Raw genomic sequence first — 15657 nt, 5'->3', positions numbered from 1 at the left:
CGCGCTAGGTGCGGTTTCCGCGCACCAATCGCTCCCGCTGGTCCGGGTTTACGGCAGCCGAGCACGCGGCCGCCGCAAGCCCGTAGGCGGCGTCAAGGACTGCCCTGTCCGCTCCCGCCGAGGCACCGAAGGCGGCGAACGCAGCCGTGTGATGAGCGGCACCGCGGACGTCATAGCCCACCATCGGGTGGATGCTTGGTACGGCCTGCGAAACGTTGCCCATGTCCGTAGATGCCATCGGCTCGGAGCTGAAGGACACACTCCTGCCCCGATTCCCTATGGCCTCCCGGTAAGCCTCGGACAGGAACGTGTCCTGGCGGAGTTCGGCGTACGCGTTGCCGTGCGGGGTGACTTGGAGGGTGCAACCGCTCGCGAGCGCGCCGGCTTCGAGGCATCGCCTGACCTTCTCCTGGATCACCCGGAGGTTTTCAATGCTCGGAGCCCTCATCTCAACGCTCGCGCCGGTGCGCTCGGGGATCACGTTCACGGCGCTGCCGCCATTGTTGACGATGAGCGAAACGATTGACGCCGGCGGAAGTTGCTGGCGTGCTGCGGCGATGGCCGTCTGGGCCACGAGCAAGGCGTCGAGCGCATTGACCCCTTCCCAGGGAGCCGCTGCCGCATGGGCTGCTTGCCCTTCGAAAACCACGTCCCACATAGCCATGGCCAGGGACGTCGAGCCGATCACGTCCTCTGCGGCGGCGTGCGCCATCATGGCCAGCGAGACGCCGTCGAAGAAGCCCTCTTCGAGCAGGTCAACCTTGCCGCCAGTGGTTTCTTCGGCGGGGGTCCCGAGGACTTTTACGGTGAGGCCTGCCCGGTCAGCAACGGCCGCCAAGGCAAGGGCGGCGCCCACGGTGCTGGCGGCATTCACGTTGTGCCCGCAGGCGTGGCCGATGCCCGGTAACGCATCGTATTCGACGCACAAGGCCACCACCAGGTCACCGCTTCCACAGGACGCGCTGAACGCGGTGGGCTGGGACGGCTGCCGCTCGTCAAAGCTGAATCCCGCCTTGCGGAGGAGGCTGCTGACCCGTTTGACGGCGCGGAACTCCTGGCCGCCCAGTTCAGGATCGGCATGGATGGCGTGGCTCAGGTCCAAGAGGTCACCCTGCCACCGGGCCAGGGCGGTGTCCAACTCCCGGTTGTAGTCCGGCTGGGGCGGACGTACGACGACGGCCTGCCGGCTTGTGCTGCTGGCGGCGATCATGCTGCCACCTCCGTGGACTTGCGCTTGGCGTAGCGGGCACTCGCAGCGGGCGCTATCACCGCAGCGGCCGCCAAGGTTCCCCAGATGGTGAAGAGGCCGTTCTCCGTGATCCGCCCGGCCTCCACCGACGCGGAAGAGATCAACTTGACCACTGCTGCCCCAACCGCGATCCCAACCGAGAGGGCCAGCTCGTTCAGTCCTGCCGCCGTCGAGGTTTCCTCCAACGCGACACCCTCAACGGACAGGGCACGCGTCCCTGCCTGGTACATGCCCAGGCTCAGGTTGAACAGCGCGAATCCAAGGCAATAGCCCGCCAGGGAGCCGTGGGCAAACATCATCACCAGGAAGCCGCCGGCGAGCAGGACCCCTGCCGAAACCAACGTTGCCCGCTCCCCGAACTTCTTCATGGCCTTGGCTGTCAGCAGCGACGAAGCCAGCGAAAGGACAGAGGCCAGAGCCAGGACCACGGCGATCATGAGCGGGCTGAGGGCGAAGCCGTAGCCCGTCTTCTCCGGGTTGGAGTGCAGGACGATGCCGTTGGTGCCGAAGTAGCTGATGGAGGCAAATCCGAAGAAGAACGTCGCCAGGGAAATGGAACGGATGCGTGGGAGGGAAAGCATGCGCAGATCCATGAAGCGCCGGCCAACGGGAGCGCTGAAGTCGCGCTTGGCCCAGTACGCGAGCAGGGCAAGCCCGGCGAGTCCGGCCGCCAAGGTGCGAACGTCGAGCCAACCCCACTCAGGCCCCATGGACAGGGCCACAACAAATCCGATCAAACCCAGCGAGCAGGCGAGCATCGGAAGGAGGGCGATGCCTTCACGGGTGGGTGTCCCGGCGTCGGGCAGGAGGAAGGAACAGACCAAAGCCGCCAGTGCGAATGGCACGGCAACCCAAAAACCCAGCGTGGGATCTGTGGCTCCGACGACGCCTGCCAGCAGGCCGCCGGCTCCCACCATGATCATGAGCATACCGATCATGACGCTGACGCCCGTGCGGGTGTGGGCGGGGCTGGTCACCCGGAGGATTCCCATCATGAGCGGGATAAATCCGACAACGCAGGTCAGCATGACCACACCGATGGTCACCGTCCAGAGCGAGGGCCAGAGGGCCATCTGCGCCACGCCGGCCGTCACGATGCTCGTGGACCAGCGCAACACGAGCCTGTATCCGTAGCTGTCGCCCAGCCTGGAAATGATGGGCGTCAGCACCGCGAAGCTCACATTGGAGATGAGGAAGATGCCGTTGATGGTGGGGTCGTCAATCTCAAAGACCGGGCCCAGGGCTGGGAGGATCGGGTTGAGATAACCCTGGGTGACCCCGCTCAGCGATTCGATCAGGGCCATTGCAAGGATCATCCCTGCGATGCTCTTGCGCGTGATGGCCTCCGTGATCGGAGGAACTGTGTTGCTTGCCATGTGATTCCTTGGTTCCCGGGGCTGCGTGGCCGGACTCCGCCGCAGCCGATGGATATCGGTGATGCGAGTCACAACGTTAGGGTGCTCGACTACACTGGCTCCGATATTGTTTGAATCCCACATCAGCCGGTGCTCAATGAATGAATCAGCCACAGTTTCCGAACTGGACCTTGAAATCGTGAATGCCCTTCAGATCAATCCGCGGGCCGAATGGAGCCGGATTGCCGATGCGCTGGGCATGTCCGCGCCAACAGTGGCACGCCGGTGGACTGCACTCGCGGAACAGGGACAGGCCTGGATCACCCCGTCGCCCGGGCCGCGGTACCTCAATGCCGGATGGTCCGTCTTCATCCATCTCTCCTCGGTCCCAGGAGAAACGGACGCCCTGCTGGAGAGGCTGTGCGAGGAGCCGGCGTTTGCCACCATCTCCTTGGTCACCGGCTCCCACGACCTGTTCATGGACTGCTTCGCCTCCAGCCACGAGGAGCTCATGGACATCGTCACCGGCTCTTTCCCCCGCCTCCCGGGAATTACCCACCGGGAGGTGGTCTTCGTGACCAAGCTGTACCGTCAGGCTTCGGAATGGCGCAGCGGAACCTTGGAGCCCGGGCGGGCAAGGCTCGTCTCCAGCGAGCCGCCTGCCCAGCCTCCCGCCTACTCCCCGGACACGCTCGATGCAGCACTGCTGGAAGAACTGGCAAGGGACGGCCGGGCCAGCTGGGCAGACCTCGGAGCCGCGTGTGGCGTCTAACCACAGACCGCGCGCCGACGTGTGGAGCGGTTCCTTGGGACGGGCTACATCTCGTTGCGCTGCGATACGTCCACGGCCGCGCAGCAGGGCCTCCGCGAAGTGACGTTGGTGCTGAATGTCCCGGCACAGTACGTTGACGACGTCGGCCGGTACTTCGCAGCCCTCGGCAACTGTCGGCTGTGCGCACAGGTCCTTGGCGCCCAGAACCTGCTGGTCACCCTGTGGGTCCGCGACTACCTGGAAATCCAGGCTTACGAGCGGGAACTGGCCCAACGGGCGCCCGGCAGCTCGGTCCTCTCACGCCAAGCGGTGGTCCGGACTTACAAGCGCCTGGGCCATGTGCTCGACGAGTCCGGACGAAGCGTGCGGGTAGTGCCGCTGCCTCTGTGGAAAGAAGCCCGGTGAGCCGCTCTGGACGGCTCGACGAATCACCGGCAGGATCAGACGCATGACAACCTCTATCTTCGTGAATCTCCCTGTCCGCGACCTTGAGGCGTCCAAGGCGTTCTACACGGCCCTTGGGTACACCATCAACCCGAACTTCACCGATGAGACCGCCGCCTGCGTGGTCTTCAGCGACACGATCTACACCATGCTCCTGACGCACGCCAAGTTCAGCGAGTTCACCAAGCAACCCATCGCCGATACGCAGAACTCCACCGCGGCCATCGTTGCCCTCTCGGCCGACAGCCGTGAGGCCGTGGACGAGTTGGCCAACAAAGCCCTCGAAGCCGGCGGCTCCGAAACCTACGATGCCCAGGACCTCGGATTCATGTACAGCCGGGCATTCCGCGATCTCGACGGCCACCACTGGGAAGTCCTCTGGATGGACGAGGCTGCCGCACAGGCCGGCCCGCCGGAGCACTAAAGGACAACGCGGGGTCACTTACGGCCGATGCTGGGCGTCAACATGGGCCGTAAGTGACCCCGCGTTGCTTTAAAGGAGGGCGAGAATTCCCAGCACGACGGCGATCAGCGGCGTGATGCCCTGCAGGGTCGCAGCGCGGAGGTACTTCCGTCCGCTGGCCGCGAGGACCAGCGCGGCCAGCAGCATGGATCCACACGAGCTGAACACGAGGGTCCAACCCACCTGGGGTGAGCCCGCCCACACGGCGATGATGCCCACGAAAGCGCCGATGGCCAGGAACAGGTTGTAGAAGCCCTGGTTGTAGGCGAGCGGTTTGGTGGTCTCCGCGTCGGCCTGCGACGTGAGGCTGAAGCGCTTCCACGTGGCAGGCTTGGTCCAGGTAATGGACTCCATAGTGAAGATGTAAACGTGCAGCAAAGCCGCAATCAGGGCAAAAATCAGGGAGGCCAGGATCATGAGTTGATCCTAGCCTCCCAGTGATTTACGGCCGAAGGTCAGGCGCTGAGCAGCTCCAGCGTGGCGCCGGCAAAGGCCCCGGCTGCGTGATTCCAGCGGCCCAGCAGGCCCTGGAGGTTCTCGCCGTCGGCACGGTGCGCTGCCGTCTCGGACTCAAGCGTGGACAGGATGCCCGTGCGCAACTCGGTGTTGAAGTTCACCTTCCCCACGTGCAGGGACGGAGCCTTCGCCAATTCCTCGGCAGGGATTCCCGAGGCGCCGTGCAGCACCAGCGGGACGTACGTACGGGAGGCCACATCCTGCAGCACATCCCAGCGGATGTTCGGCTCGCCCTTGTACTTTCCGTGCACATTGCCCACGGCGACGGCGAGCAACTGCGCGCCGGTGCGCGCAACGAAGTCAGCCACCTGCGCCGGGTCAGTCAGGCCCGAAACCGAGGTCCCGGCGTCGTGCGCGTCACCCGAGGCGGCGAAGGCCTTGTCCTCGTCACCGGCGAGGCCGCCGAGTTCCGCTTCGATGACGACGTCGGCGTGGCCGGCAGCGTCAAGCTCTGCACGGACCTCGCGGACAAGGGCGATGTTGTCCTCGTACGGCAGCGACGATCCGTCAGCCAGGACGGCATCCGCACCAGCAGCGACGGAATCACGGATCACGCGCAGATCCGAGGCGTGGTCCAGCTGGACAGAGACCGGGACAGTGGCGTCGTCGGCCAGGCCGCGGAGGGCCGTGATAAGCCGGAGCCCGTTGGCCGTAGAGGCCGTCTTCGGCGCGACCAGCAGGATCACGCCACGTCGTGCTTCCTCAGCTGCCGCAACAACAGCAAGGGCAGTGGTGAAGTCGTAGCAGGTGAAGGCAGGAACAGCGGAGCCGGATGCCAGGGCGGAGCCCACTAGCTTGTCCAAGGAGGCACGCATCAGTGGGCCAGGCCCCCTACCAGGATCCACGCAACGTACGTGAGGACGAAGCCGGCCAGGCCCAGGATGGTGGTCAGGACGGTCCAGGTCTTGAGGCCATCGGAGACGGTGAGGCCGTAGTAGCGGATCACAGTCCAGAAGCCGGCGTCAGTCACGTGGGACAGGCCGAGGGCGCCGAAGCCGATGGCGATCACGATCACCGCGATCTGGGCCGGCGAGTAGCCGCCTTCCATGACCGCGGAGGTGAGCAAGCCGGTGGTGGTCACGATGGCGACAGTGGCCGAACCCTGTGCTGCGCGCAGTGCCAGCGAGATGATGAAGCCGAGCACGATTACCGGCAGGCCCAGGCTGTCCAGCGTGTGGGACAGGGCGGCACCGATGCCGGAGGTGCGGAGGACCTCGCCGAAGACACCGCCTGCCGCAACCACCATGAGGATGGACGCGATGGGAGGCAGGGCGCCTTCGAAGATCTCGCCGGTTTCCTTCAGGGACCAGTGGCGGCGGACGGCCAGCAGGAAGAAGGACAAAGCCACGGCGACGAGGAGCGCGAAGAACGGGTTGCCAATGAACGACGCGACGCCGTACCAGTAGTTGTCCTTGGCAATGGTGAGCGTGCCCACGGTGCCGAGAAGGATCTGGACGATCGGAGCGGCGATCAGGAACATGATCAGTCCGGGACGCGGAGGGGCGATGGCACGGGCGCCGGGGCCGTCGTGGCCAACGTGGACCAGGGAGTCGGAACCGAATTCGTCCACCTGCTGCTTGACGCCAGGGAGAAGTTCGTAGTCCTTGCGGTTCATGATGCTGGCAACCCAGTAGGACAGGAAACCGAGCGGCACGCAGATGATCAGCGAGATCAGGGTGATGAGTCCGATGTCCGCGCCGAAGACGCCGGCGCCTGCAACGATTCCCGGGTGCGGCGGGACGGCCACGTGGATGGACAGCATGATGCCGGCCATGGGGAGCCCGAATTTGATGGGGTGAACGTTGGCGATCTTCGCGAAGGCGTAGACGATCGGCACGAGGACGATGACGCCCACTTCGAAGAACACCGGGATCGCGACAAGGAAACCAACGGCCGTGAGGGCAACGGCAACCCGCTTGGCGCCGAGCTTCTCCGTGAAGTGAGTGGCCAGCGACTGGACGCCGCCGGAGACCTCGATCATGCGGCCGAGGATGGCGCCCAGGGCAATGAGCAACGCCACCTTGCCCATGGTGCTGCCAACGCCGTTGGTGACCACCGTGAAGATGTCCTTGAGCGGAATCTGCGCGGCAACGCCCACCAGGATGCTGACGGCCAGCAGGGCCACGAAGGCCTGGATCTTGAAGCGGATGATCAGCACCAGCAGCAAGGCGATACCTGCGGCAGCGATGGTCAGCAGCAGCGGAGTACCCAGCTCCACTGCGGGCTTGATGGCGGGCGCGTCAGCGGCGCGAACCATCAGCGAGTTGATGAGGGGATTCATTTGGGGAGTGTCTCCTTTGACATACCAGTCTAGAAGACCGGCAAAAAGGGGCGACGACGTCGAAGGGGGGACCGCCGTCGTCGCGGTTCTATCTGGGGTACTTGGGCAGGTGCCTAAGCGGTGCGCTTGGCGGGCGCGACAACCTTGATGACGGCGGAGTCGTCGGCGGCGGCGAGGCCCTGGGCCTGGCCGAGGAGGTAGAGCTGCTCAGCGGCGGCAGCTACGGGGGCAGCAAGGCCGGCGGCACGGGTGGCCTTGCCAACGATGCCCATGTCCTTGACGAAGATGTCCAAGCGGCTCAGTACCTCGGCGCCGTCCTCGGTGTAGGCCTCGAGGATGCGGGGGCCGCGGTTGGAAAGCATGAAGGAGCCTGCTGCTCCGGCTTCGAGGGCAGCGAGGGTCTTCGCCTGGTCCAGTCCGAGGGCGTCGGCGAGGGCCATGGCCTCGGCGGCGGCGGCGATGTGCACGCCACACAGGAGCTGGTTGACGGTCTTGAGGGCCTGGCCATCGCCGGGCTTGTCGCCCACGATGCTCAGGGTGGAAGCCAGCAGCTCCAGCGCGGGACGTGCCTTTTCGAGGGCTTCCGGCTCGGCGCCGACGACGATCAGGAGATCGCCTTCGCCAGCGCGCTTGGGCCCGCCGGAAAGCGGAGCGTCCACCAGTGCAACACCGTATTCAGCCAGCTTGGCCACCGTGGCCGGGATCGCTTCGGTGCCAACAGTGCTGCCGAGGATCACGACGGCGCCCGGCTTCAGGACCGACGCAACGCCGTTCTCGCCGAAGAGGACATCGTTCAGCTGCTCGCCGTTGCGGACTGCGAGGAGCAGCGCGTCGGCATCCTGGGAGGCTTCGCGGGCAGATGCAAAGGTCTTGATGCCGGCCTCAGCAGCGAGCTCCAGGCGGGCTTCGGCGATGTCGAAGCCGTGAACGGTCAGCTCCGAGGCGAGACGGGTTGCCATCGGCAGGCCCATGGCGCCGAGGCCCAGGACGGTGATGGTGTAGTTGCTGGTCATGGTGTTCTCCATTGAATTTTTGCTGTTAGAAGGTGTTGCTGAGTTTGCGGGTGACTTGGGCGAGGGATTGGTCGTCGCCCACGTTGCCTGCGAAGACGATGTACGGGATGCCCTTGGCCGGGCCGTCCACCGGTTCCCAGAGGGAGACGATGCCCGGCAGCATGGGGCCGCGGACGATTGCGTGGCGGATTTCCAGGCCGTGCGCTGCAACGTCGGAGGAGGTGATGCCACCCTTGGCAATAACGAAGCGCGGCGGGAAGGTCTTCAGGGTCCGGTTCACGACAGCCACGACGGCGGCCGAGACGGTGCGGGCGATCTTCAGGCTCGCTGCGGCGTCGTCGGTCTTGATGAGCAGGCGGCTGGTGTGGACGATCACGTCGCCTTCGCGGAGGGCTTCGACGACGTCGGACACCACGGTGCCGATGTACTCGTCTGCTTCGGTTGCTGTGGTGAGCAGCTTCTCGACATCGATCTCGATGATCCTTGCCGAGCTGTGCTCGCTGGTAAGGACGTTGAGCTGGCGGGTGGTGAGACCCACGTGGGATCCGACGACGATCAGGCCACCGGCGGTGGAGGGGGTGTTGCCCTCGTAGGCTTCTTCGCTGGTGAGTGCCGTGCGGATTTCCTGGCCGATGCGGCCGCGGACGAACGGCGGGCCCACGCGGTAGAGGAGCTTCTTGCCGCGGCGTTCTGCTTCCTCCAGGCCCAGGGCGAGGGCGCGGAAGTCGTTTTCGGTGACGATGTCGGCCACGATCGGGGTGGAATCCGTGGCGGACTCGAGGGCGTCGGCGATGGCCTTGGCGGAGATCGCGGGGTCGTTGGCTGCGGCGCCTGCGCGGATGATGTTCAGGTCCAGGACGATCACGTTTTCTGCGGCGAAGCGTCCTTTCGACTTCTCCTCCACGTACTTGGCCATTTCGGAGTTGGCGAACCCGAAGGAGGCGTCCTTGGCGAATTCGGTTTCGGCCACGGGGGTGAGGTAGCCGGCGTCTTCTCCGGAGGCGCGCATGTAGTGCACCCCTCCGATGGTGACGCGGCCGGCGTCGGGGAAGGCCGGAACGATGACGACGCCGTCCGTGGCTTCGCCGGTTTCAGCAGCCACGGTGGCGGCGATGACGTCCGGCTCCAGCGGGTAATGGCCGCGGAGGGTGGAGTCGCTGCGGCTCACGAAGCCCAGCTTGACGATGCCGGCCGCTGCGGCCAGGGCGTTGCGGACGATTTCCTCGTTCCTGGCCGCGGCTTCGGCCGGGTCCAGGCTACGGGTGTTGCTCAACACGTAGACAGCAGGCTTGGTCTGGTTCTCGCGGATGTGGGTGAAGGCCCAGGTGAAGTCCTCCACGTCCCAGCGGGTAAGGACCGCGAGGTCGGCCACCGATTGGGTTCCTGTGGGGTCATCATCCAGGACCACCAGGATCTTTGGGGTATCAGCAGAGGACGCGGCAACGGCGTCGGCCACGAGTTGAGCGGGGATCTGAACTTCCGCCGGGAAGGCGGCCAGAACGTCGGCTTCAAGGATCACGGTGCACTCCATCGTGGGAAATCTGTGTGGCAGTTTTGTGAATGTAAGATGTCAGACATCTAACATTTGAATGCTAGTGTGACACACGGCTCTTCACCGCGCAAGGTGCCTCCCGTCACTAGGCTGGGACCATGGCTGGAAACCCGGATCCGCTGTGCTTCGTGCACGTGCGCGAGCCCTTGGATCCCTCCGGCGGCCACGTTCCAGCCGTCTTGATCCACGGCTGGGCTTCCGGCTCCGTGTATTGGGAGCCGTTGACTGCTTTACTGCTGGACACCGGACGACCCGTCTGGACGGTGGACCTGCCCGGCTACCACCCGAGCCAGGAACTGCCCGCCGGGTTTGAGTGGACGTTGGATTCGGCGGCGGCCTCGGTTGCGGCAGCGATCGAGGCGCGCGGCGGTGGCCGAGTGCACCTGGTGGGCCACTCGATGGGCGGGAGTGTCTCGCTGACACTGGCCGCCTCCAGACCGGAACTCGTGGCCACGGTGGCCTTGGTGGGCATGGTCCCTGCACCGCCAAACCCCGGATTCCGACGAATGCTTGAATCCCAGGCAGAGCAAGGCTTTTTCGATGCCGGAACGATCGCGCGGTGCATGGACGCTTGGTACGGAGAGCTCTCCGCGGGGGACAAGGAGCTGCTCAGCACGGGGTTTGATACGCCCTTTCCGGTTCTCGCTGCCAGCGCGAAGGCGGCCATGACCGGCGTCGAACCTTCAGTGCCCGGGCGCGTCCACGCGCCACTGCTGGTGATCGCCGGAACCGGGGACCGCGTGCGGTCGCTCGGGCAGATGGAAGCATTCGTTGCCGCAGCCCCGGGCCGGCGTCTGCACGCAATAGCCGACGCCGGGCACAGCGTCCACTGGGAACGGCCCGGTGAGTGCGCTGCGACATTGAATGAATTTTGGAGAACAAGCTGGCAACCGCCAGCGTAAGATGTCTGACAACCATTCCGCCCGGAAGGAAAATCCTGCGGCCGGAGGGTCCGAAGTACAGAAATGGGGACACATGGCACGCAAGTCGCTGGTCGGCGTCGTTGCTGATGAGCTGCTGGACCGGATTGTGGCGGGCGAGTTTCCGCCCGGAACGGTAGTCCCGGGCGAGCTGGAGCTCAGCGCCAAGCATGAGGTGAGCCGCATGACCGTGCGTGAAGCCATGAAAACCCTCGAGGCGCAGCGGATCCTGAGCGTTGAACGGGGTCGCGGAACGTTCGTCAATCCGCTCAACCAGTGGGCGTCCCTTGAGGCCGTGCTGCGGGCAGCGTCCGAAGGCACCAAGGATGCCGAGGCCGCCATCCAGTTGATCGAACTCCGGCGCATGCTGGAAACCGGTGCCTGCGAATTGGCCGCCGAGCGGATCTCGGACCAGGACCTTGCCCTGCTCAAGGACCACGTGGACAAGATGCAGGCCGCGCACGAAGTCAACGATGTTGCCGCCTTCGTGGAGGCCGACCTCGCGTTCCACGACGTCATCCTGCACGCTTCGGGGAACGTGTTTGTAGCCGTACTCTTTGAGCCGCTGCACCGGGTCTTGGAAGCCCGCCGCACCGAAACCTCCGCGGTACCGGAGATCCAGGAGCACGCGATCGGGCACCACCGGAACATCACCACTGCGTTGTCTTCCCGGAATCCCAACGACGCCAGGCTCGCGATGGACGCCCACATGCAGCAGACCCTGGACGACCTGAAGACGTACGTGCTGGAGGCGTAGCGCGTCACCCCCGTCGAAGGTCTACTATTGTGTATATAAGCGCACAATAGTAGACCTTGGGGGTTGATTTGAGGCTGCAAAATCCGCTGACTGCCATTAGTCCTACGTTGGATATGGGCGTGCTCTACGTACTCGCGCGGGCGGAGGCGGACTTCACCGCGCCGGGCCTTAATGCGCTGCTTCCCGAAAAGGGCTCGCTGGCCGGAGTTCGCAAGGCACTGGTCAGGCTGGTGGAACAGGGCATCGTCGTGGAGAAACTTGCCGGGAGGACCCACACTTACAGCCTCAACCAAGACCATCTCTTGGCTGATTACGTGAAGTCCATGGCGTCCGCGAAAGAGCTACTGTCCGAGCGCACTAAACAAACTGTGCGCGCATGGGAATTCCGGCCCATCGTCGTCACTATCTTCGGCTCGGCAGTACGTAATGATATGCGGACTGATAGCGATATTGACCTGTTCATTGCCCTCCCCGACGCCGTTGACGAGTTGCAAGCCGAGACACGGATTGCGGACTTAGCCGCAGGCCTCAGCGCTTGGACCGGGAACGACACCCGACCACTTGTTTACCGAGAGTCGGAAGTAGCACCGGCCCCCATCTTCGATTCCATCGTGTCCGAAGGGCAGACGATTTACGGGGACGGCAAGTGGCTGAAGCGCAAACTGCGTGGCGCCCAGGCGGCCTGAGTGAGGACGGCGCAAGGGAACGAAAGCATCCGCAAAGGCCGGCTAGGCAAGGGCGATGGACGCACTGATTGAACGAGCTCAGAGCTAGGCGCGGAATCATGCCCAACTGGGTCGCATTTGTGCGCGTTGTGAGCCGTCATAACGCGCACTAATGCGACCCAGTTGGGGTCAGCGGCGGAGGCTCTCCGATGGGAGCTCACCGAACGTCTGCAGGTACAGCGCCGAGAACCTGCCCTGATGCGTGAAGCCGCACAACTCGGCCACAGCGGTGACGGTCTGCTCGCGGGGGGTCGCCTCAAGCAGCATTTCGCGGGCACGGTCCAGGCGGATGGACCGCAGCAACTCCGACGGCGTGGCACCGGTTTCCGCCCGCAGCGCCGTCTGCAGGGTTCGCACGGAAACGCCCAGGCATTCGGCGATATCCGGGACGGTAAGTTCCTCAATAGCGTGCCGTTCCAGGAGTTCCCGGCATTCCCGGACCAGCCGACTTTCGGACTCTTCGTCGCGGGAAACGGGAGCCGCGGGCTCCATCGCCATCAACAGCCGGGACATCATGCCGTCCGCCAGCAACCCCTGCACGAAGGCGGGGGCGGCGGCAGCCGGCTGGCTGATCAGGTCATCGTGAAGTTCGACGACGGACCTCAGGAAAGCGCGGCCGGCGCCGCTTGCGAGGTCCATGCCGTAGCCCAGCGCACTGCCCTGCTGCCCGTATAGCTCCAAGGCAACGCGCTCAAGTGCCGTTCGGCGCACGTACACGATCAGGTGCGGGCTCCCGGCGTCCCACGCCATGGAGAATGGCCTGTCGAGCGGCGGAACGGTGGCCATGCGCGGGGTAGATTCAACCGTCTGCGAGCCCACGCGCATCGAAGCATGGCCGGCCAAAGGTATCTGGACCAAGTGGAAGTCCTGCAACCCTTCCGGATCAATGCGGACGTCGGATCCGTAGTCCAGGAACTCGATTCCCACGTCCCCGCGATGCTGCGAGCGCAGCTTCATGTTCACCGCGGCCGTGCGGGTCCGGGGCGCGAGCTCATGGCCGCAGAACAACTCGGCAATCTTGGCATGTGCCTCGTCGACATCCTTGGTGGCCGTGGTCGGCTGCCCGCGCAGAACATCGCGGGGAAGGATCCTCACCATCGGGCACCTACTTCACAGGGTCTGCAAGCAACGCATTGCGCTTATCGGATGATCCTCACGCCTTCTGGATATTCCGTGCATCCGCTGCTGCCTAGAGTCGCTTTTAGAACAAGTATGACGCACGTCATATTCCCGCAACAGCACTGAATCGAGGTGAGCACCCGCGAAGAACATCAAACTCGTCAACAATCGCCGCGAGGAGTGGGAACGCCACTTCGAGGCGTGGGAAAGCCAACTACGACTGCCGGACACACGCCTGACCGCGACACCCTGGGCCGGTTGGGACGTCGAGCCGGCCGATGAGCTGGGCGACTGAGCGGCCTCTGCGCTTTTCGGATGATCGCCGCGCCAACTGGATATTCCGGATACCGACGGCTCTCTAGAGTCGCTTCCAAGACAAATATGACGCACGTCATATTTCCGTAACACGATAAAGCGGAGGTTTGGCCATGACAGGACTCAGCGGCAGGACAGCGGTCGTCACCGGCGGGGCAACCAAGGTGGGCCAGGGTGTGGTCACCGCCCTGCGGGACGCCGGCGCCACCGTGGTGGTCGCTGACATCAACCCCGACGGCGGCACCCTCGCCAAGGCGCTCGGAGAAGGAATCCACTACTCCCACACGGACATCACCGACGATGCCGCCGTCAACGATCTCGTGGAAGGGACCGTTGCCAAACACGGAAGCCTGGACATCCTGGTCAACCTCGCCTGCACATACAAGGATGAAGGAGCAGCATCAGGCCGGGCCGAGTGGTTGGAAGCGCTCAACGTCAACCTGGTCAGCGCGGTAGTGGCGGCCAACACCGCGCGGCCGCATCTGGCAAAGTCAGGACACGGAGTCATTATCAATTTCACCTCCATTTCCAGCTCAGTGGCCCAGACCGGCCGTTGGCTCTACCCCGCCAGCAAAGCCGCACTGGTCCAGGTAACCCGCAGCATGGCCGTCGATTTCGCGTCGGACGGCATCCGGGTCAACTCGGTGAGCCCTGGCTGGGTGTGGAGCAACATCATGGACTCCCTCAGCAACGGCAACCTTGAAAAGACGGATTCCGTGGCCGCGCCCTTCCACGCACTCAAGCGGGTGGGCCGCCCGCACGAGGTGGGTGACGTCGTCGCCTTCCTTGCCGGCGACCAAGCGAGTTTCGTGACCGGCGCCGATTGGGCTGTCGACGGCGGCTACTCGGCTTTGGGGCCGGAACGCGCCGAAGAAACCATCCCGCTGCTCGCGGCCAACTGAACCACTCCAACGAGAAGAAAGATCCAACACCATGACGCAACGCCACATCACCATCGTCGGTGCAGGCCAGTCGGGCCTGCAGCTGGGCATCGGCCTGCTGGACGCCGGCTTCCAGGTCACCACCATCTCGAACCGCACCCCGGAGGAAATCCGCGACGGCAAGGTAGCTTCGAGCCAGTGCATCTTCCACAATGCCTTGGAACACGAGAGGAACCTCGGGCTGGATTTCTGGCCCGACGCACCCACAGTCGACGGCATTTCCTTCACCATCCCGCACCCTGAGCTGCCGGGCGAAAAGGCCATCAGCTGGGCCTCACGACTGGACAACCACGCCAAATCCATCGACCAGCGCGTCAAGTTCCCCCGGTTCATGGAGGAATTCACCAAGCGCGGCGGTGAGCTGGTGTTCGAAGACGCCGGTGTGGAGGACCTTGAACGGTACACCCTGAACTCGGACCTGGTGATCGTGGCCGCCGGCAAGGGAGAGATCGCGCAGCTCTTCACCCGCGACGCCGCGCGCAGCACCTACGATGCTCCCCAGCGCGCGCTGGCCCTGACCTACGTGAAGGGCCTGACGCCCCGCGAGGATTACTCCGCGGTGTCCTTCAACCTCATCCCGGGAGTGGGCGAGTACTTCGTTTTCCCGGCGCTCACCACCACAGGCCCCTGCGAAATCATGGTCTTCGAAGGCGTACCCGGCGGCCCCATGGATGTCTGGAAGGGCCTCACTCCCGAGGAGCACCTGGAAACCTCCAAGAACATCCTCAAGACCTTCCTTCCCTGGGAAGCCGAGCGGGCCAACGACGTGGAACTGACCGACCCCAACGGCATCCTGCAGGGCCGCTTCGCCCCCACCGTCCGCCACCCGATCGCAACGCTCCCCAGCGGCAGGCAGGTACTGGGCCTGGCCGACGTCGTGGTTTTGAACGATCCCATCACCGGTCAGGGTTCAAACAACGCGAGCAAGTGTGCGGCGTCGTACCTGGACAGCATCGTCCGGCACGGCGGCGAGTACAACGCCGGATTCATGCAGGCTACGTTCGAGCGCTACTGGGACTACGCACAGCACGTTGCCCAGTGGACCAATGCGTTGCTGGCTCCTCCCCCGCCGCATGTCCTGGAACTCCTGGGCGCGGCCAACCAAGCACCTGAGATCGCCCATCGCTTCGCGAACGGGTTCAACCACCCTCCTGAGTTCCAGGAGTGGTTCATGCACCCGGACAAAGCTGCCGATTACCTCGCCAGCCTTCAAGAGGCCAACGTTTCCTAGCACG

16 protein-coding genes are annotated in these 15657 nt (G+C 64.5%); 8 read left to right on the top strand and 8 right to left on the bottom strand.

The window, feature by feature from the left end:
* Nucleotides 1-4: 4 nt before the first annotated feature.
* Both ACFVSJ_RS10890 and ACFVSJ_RS10885 read right to left on the bottom strand, forming a co-directional pair.
* Complete coding sequence (locus ACFVSJ_RS10890; RefSeq protein WP_387436791.1) at nucleotides 5-1210, bottom strand: amidohydrolase; 1206 nt, start codon at nucleotides 1208-1210, stop codon at nucleotides 5-7.
* On the bottom strand, nucleotides 1207-2625 hold the full coding sequence (locus ACFVSJ_RS10885; protein WP_387436789.1) for an MFS transporter: 1419 nt from the start codon (nucleotides 2623-2625) through the stop codon (nucleotides 1207-1209). Before ACFVSJ_RS10885 ends, ACFVSJ_RS10890 begins: the two co-directional genes overlap by 4 nt.
* 136 nt (nucleotides 2626-2761) lie before the next feature.
* Between ACFVSJ_RS10885 and ACFVSJ_RS10880 the strand changes: the two genes are divergently transcribed.
* The 3 genes from ACFVSJ_RS10880 to ACFVSJ_RS10870 are packed head-to-tail and all read left to right on the top strand — an operon-like array spanning nucleotide 2762 to nucleotide 4244.
* Entirely contained in the window at nucleotides 2762-3376 is a 615-nt protein-coding gene (locus ACFVSJ_RS10880) for an AsnC family transcriptional regulator (RefSeq protein WP_387436787.1), read from the top strand.
* 21 nt (nucleotides 3377-3397) lie between these two features.
* Nucleotides 3398-3781, top strand: coding sequence for a hypothetical protein (locus tag ACFVSJ_RS10875; protein WP_387436785.1), 384 nt, complete (start codon nucleotides 3398-3400; stop codon nucleotides 3779-3781).
* 43 nt (nucleotides 3782-3824) lie between these two features.
* Entirely contained in the window at nucleotides 3825-4244 is a 420-nt protein-coding gene (locus tag ACFVSJ_RS10870) for a VOC family protein (RefSeq protein WP_387436783.1), read from the top strand.
* A 69-nt stretch (nucleotides 4245-4313) separates the two neighbouring features.
* Here the strand turns inward: ACFVSJ_RS10870 and ACFVSJ_RS10865 are convergent, their stop codons facing one another.
* The 5 genes from ACFVSJ_RS10865 to ACFVSJ_RS10845 all read right to left on the bottom strand — a co-directional run bounded on the left by ACFVSJ_RS10865 (nucleotide 4314) and on the right by ACFVSJ_RS10845 (nucleotide 9612).
* The gene (locus ACFVSJ_RS10865; RefSeq protein WP_387436781.1) at nucleotides 4314-4700 is read right to left on the bottom strand and encodes a DUF1304 domain-containing protein; all 387 of its coding nucleotides are present in this window, start codon (nucleotides 4698-4700) and stop codon (nucleotides 4314-4316) included.
* Nucleotides 4701-4738: 38 nt separating this feature from the next.
* Entirely contained in the window at nucleotides 4739-5614 is an 876-nt protein-coding gene (locus tag ACFVSJ_RS10860; RefSeq protein ID WP_387436780.1) for a class II fructose-bisphosphate aldolase, read from the bottom strand.
* Nucleotides 5614-7080 carry a GntP family transporter gene (locus tag ACFVSJ_RS10855; RefSeq protein WP_387436778.1) on the bottom strand — a complete coding sequence of 489 codons (1467 nt, stop codon included), beginning with the start codon at nucleotides 7078-7080 and terminating at the stop codon, nucleotides 5614-5616. The genes ACFVSJ_RS10860 and ACFVSJ_RS10855 overlap by 1 nt, the downstream gene beginning before the upstream one ends.
* A gap of 113 nt (nucleotides 7081-7193) precedes the next feature.
* Entirely contained in the window at nucleotides 7194-8093 is a 900-nt protein-coding gene (locus tag ACFVSJ_RS10850; protein ID WP_387436776.1) for an NAD(P)-dependent oxidoreductase, read from the bottom strand.
* A gap of 25 nt (nucleotides 8094-8118) precedes the next feature.
* A complete protein-coding gene (locus ACFVSJ_RS10845) occupies nucleotides 8119-9612 on the bottom strand; it encodes a four-carbon acid sugar kinase family protein (RefSeq protein ID WP_387436774.1) in 1494 nt (497 codons plus the stop codon).
* Nucleotides 9613-9743: 131 nt separating this feature from the next.
* Between ACFVSJ_RS10845 and ACFVSJ_RS10840 the strand changes: the two genes are divergently transcribed.
* The 3 genes from ACFVSJ_RS10840 to ACFVSJ_RS10830 all read left to right on the top strand — a co-directional run bounded on the left by ACFVSJ_RS10840 (nucleotide 9744) and on the right by ACFVSJ_RS10830 (nucleotide 12008).
* Nucleotides 9744-10547 carry an alpha/beta fold hydrolase gene (locus tag ACFVSJ_RS10840; RefSeq protein ID WP_387436773.1) on the top strand — a complete coding sequence of 268 codons (804 nt, stop codon included), beginning with the start codon at nucleotides 9744-9746 and terminating at the stop codon, nucleotides 10545-10547.
* 73 nt (nucleotides 10548-10620) lie between these two features.
* Nucleotides 10621-11322 (top strand): FadR/GntR family transcriptional regulator, encoded by a 702-nt coding sequence (locus tag ACFVSJ_RS10835; RefSeq protein ID WP_387436771.1) that lies wholly within the window; start codon nucleotides 10621-10623, stop codon nucleotides 11320-11322.
* A gap of 113 nt (nucleotides 11323-11435) precedes the next feature.
* Nucleotides 11436-12008, top strand: coding sequence for a nucleotidyltransferase domain-containing protein (locus ACFVSJ_RS10830; protein ID WP_387437068.1), 573 nt, complete (start codon nucleotides 11436-11438; stop codon nucleotides 12006-12008).
* A gap of 168 nt (nucleotides 12009-12176) precedes the next feature.
* Here the strand turns inward: ACFVSJ_RS10830 and ACFVSJ_RS10825 are convergent, their stop codons facing one another.
* Entirely contained in the window at nucleotides 12177-13145 is a 969-nt protein-coding gene (locus tag ACFVSJ_RS10825; protein ID WP_387436769.1) for an AraC family transcriptional regulator, read from the bottom strand.
* Nucleotides 13146-13594: 449 nt separating this feature from the next.
* On the opposite strand from ACFVSJ_RS10825, the gene ACFVSJ_RS10820 reads away from it, so the two are divergent.
* Both ACFVSJ_RS10820 and ACFVSJ_RS10815 read left to right on the top strand, forming a co-directional pair.
* Nucleotides 13595-14383, top strand: coding sequence for an SDR family oxidoreductase (locus ACFVSJ_RS10820; protein WP_387436767.1), 789 nt, complete (start codon nucleotides 13595-13597; stop codon nucleotides 14381-14383).
* Between the two features lie 31 nt (nucleotides 14384-14414).
* Complete coding sequence (locus tag ACFVSJ_RS10815; protein ID WP_387436765.1) at nucleotides 14415-15653, top strand: styrene monooxygenase/indole monooxygenase family protein; 1239 nt, start codon at nucleotides 14415-14417, stop codon at nucleotides 15651-15653.
* Nucleotides 15654-15657 lie beyond the last annotated feature (4 nt).

Origin of the sequence: Paenarthrobacter sp. NPDC058040 (assembly GCF_042885775.1) — a bacterium.
GTDB lineage: Bacteria > Actinomycetota > Actinomycetes > Actinomycetales > Micrococcaceae > Arthrobacter.
Note: the sequence above shows the minus strand (reverse complement) of the source record. Positions and strands in the feature narration are given on the sequence as shown.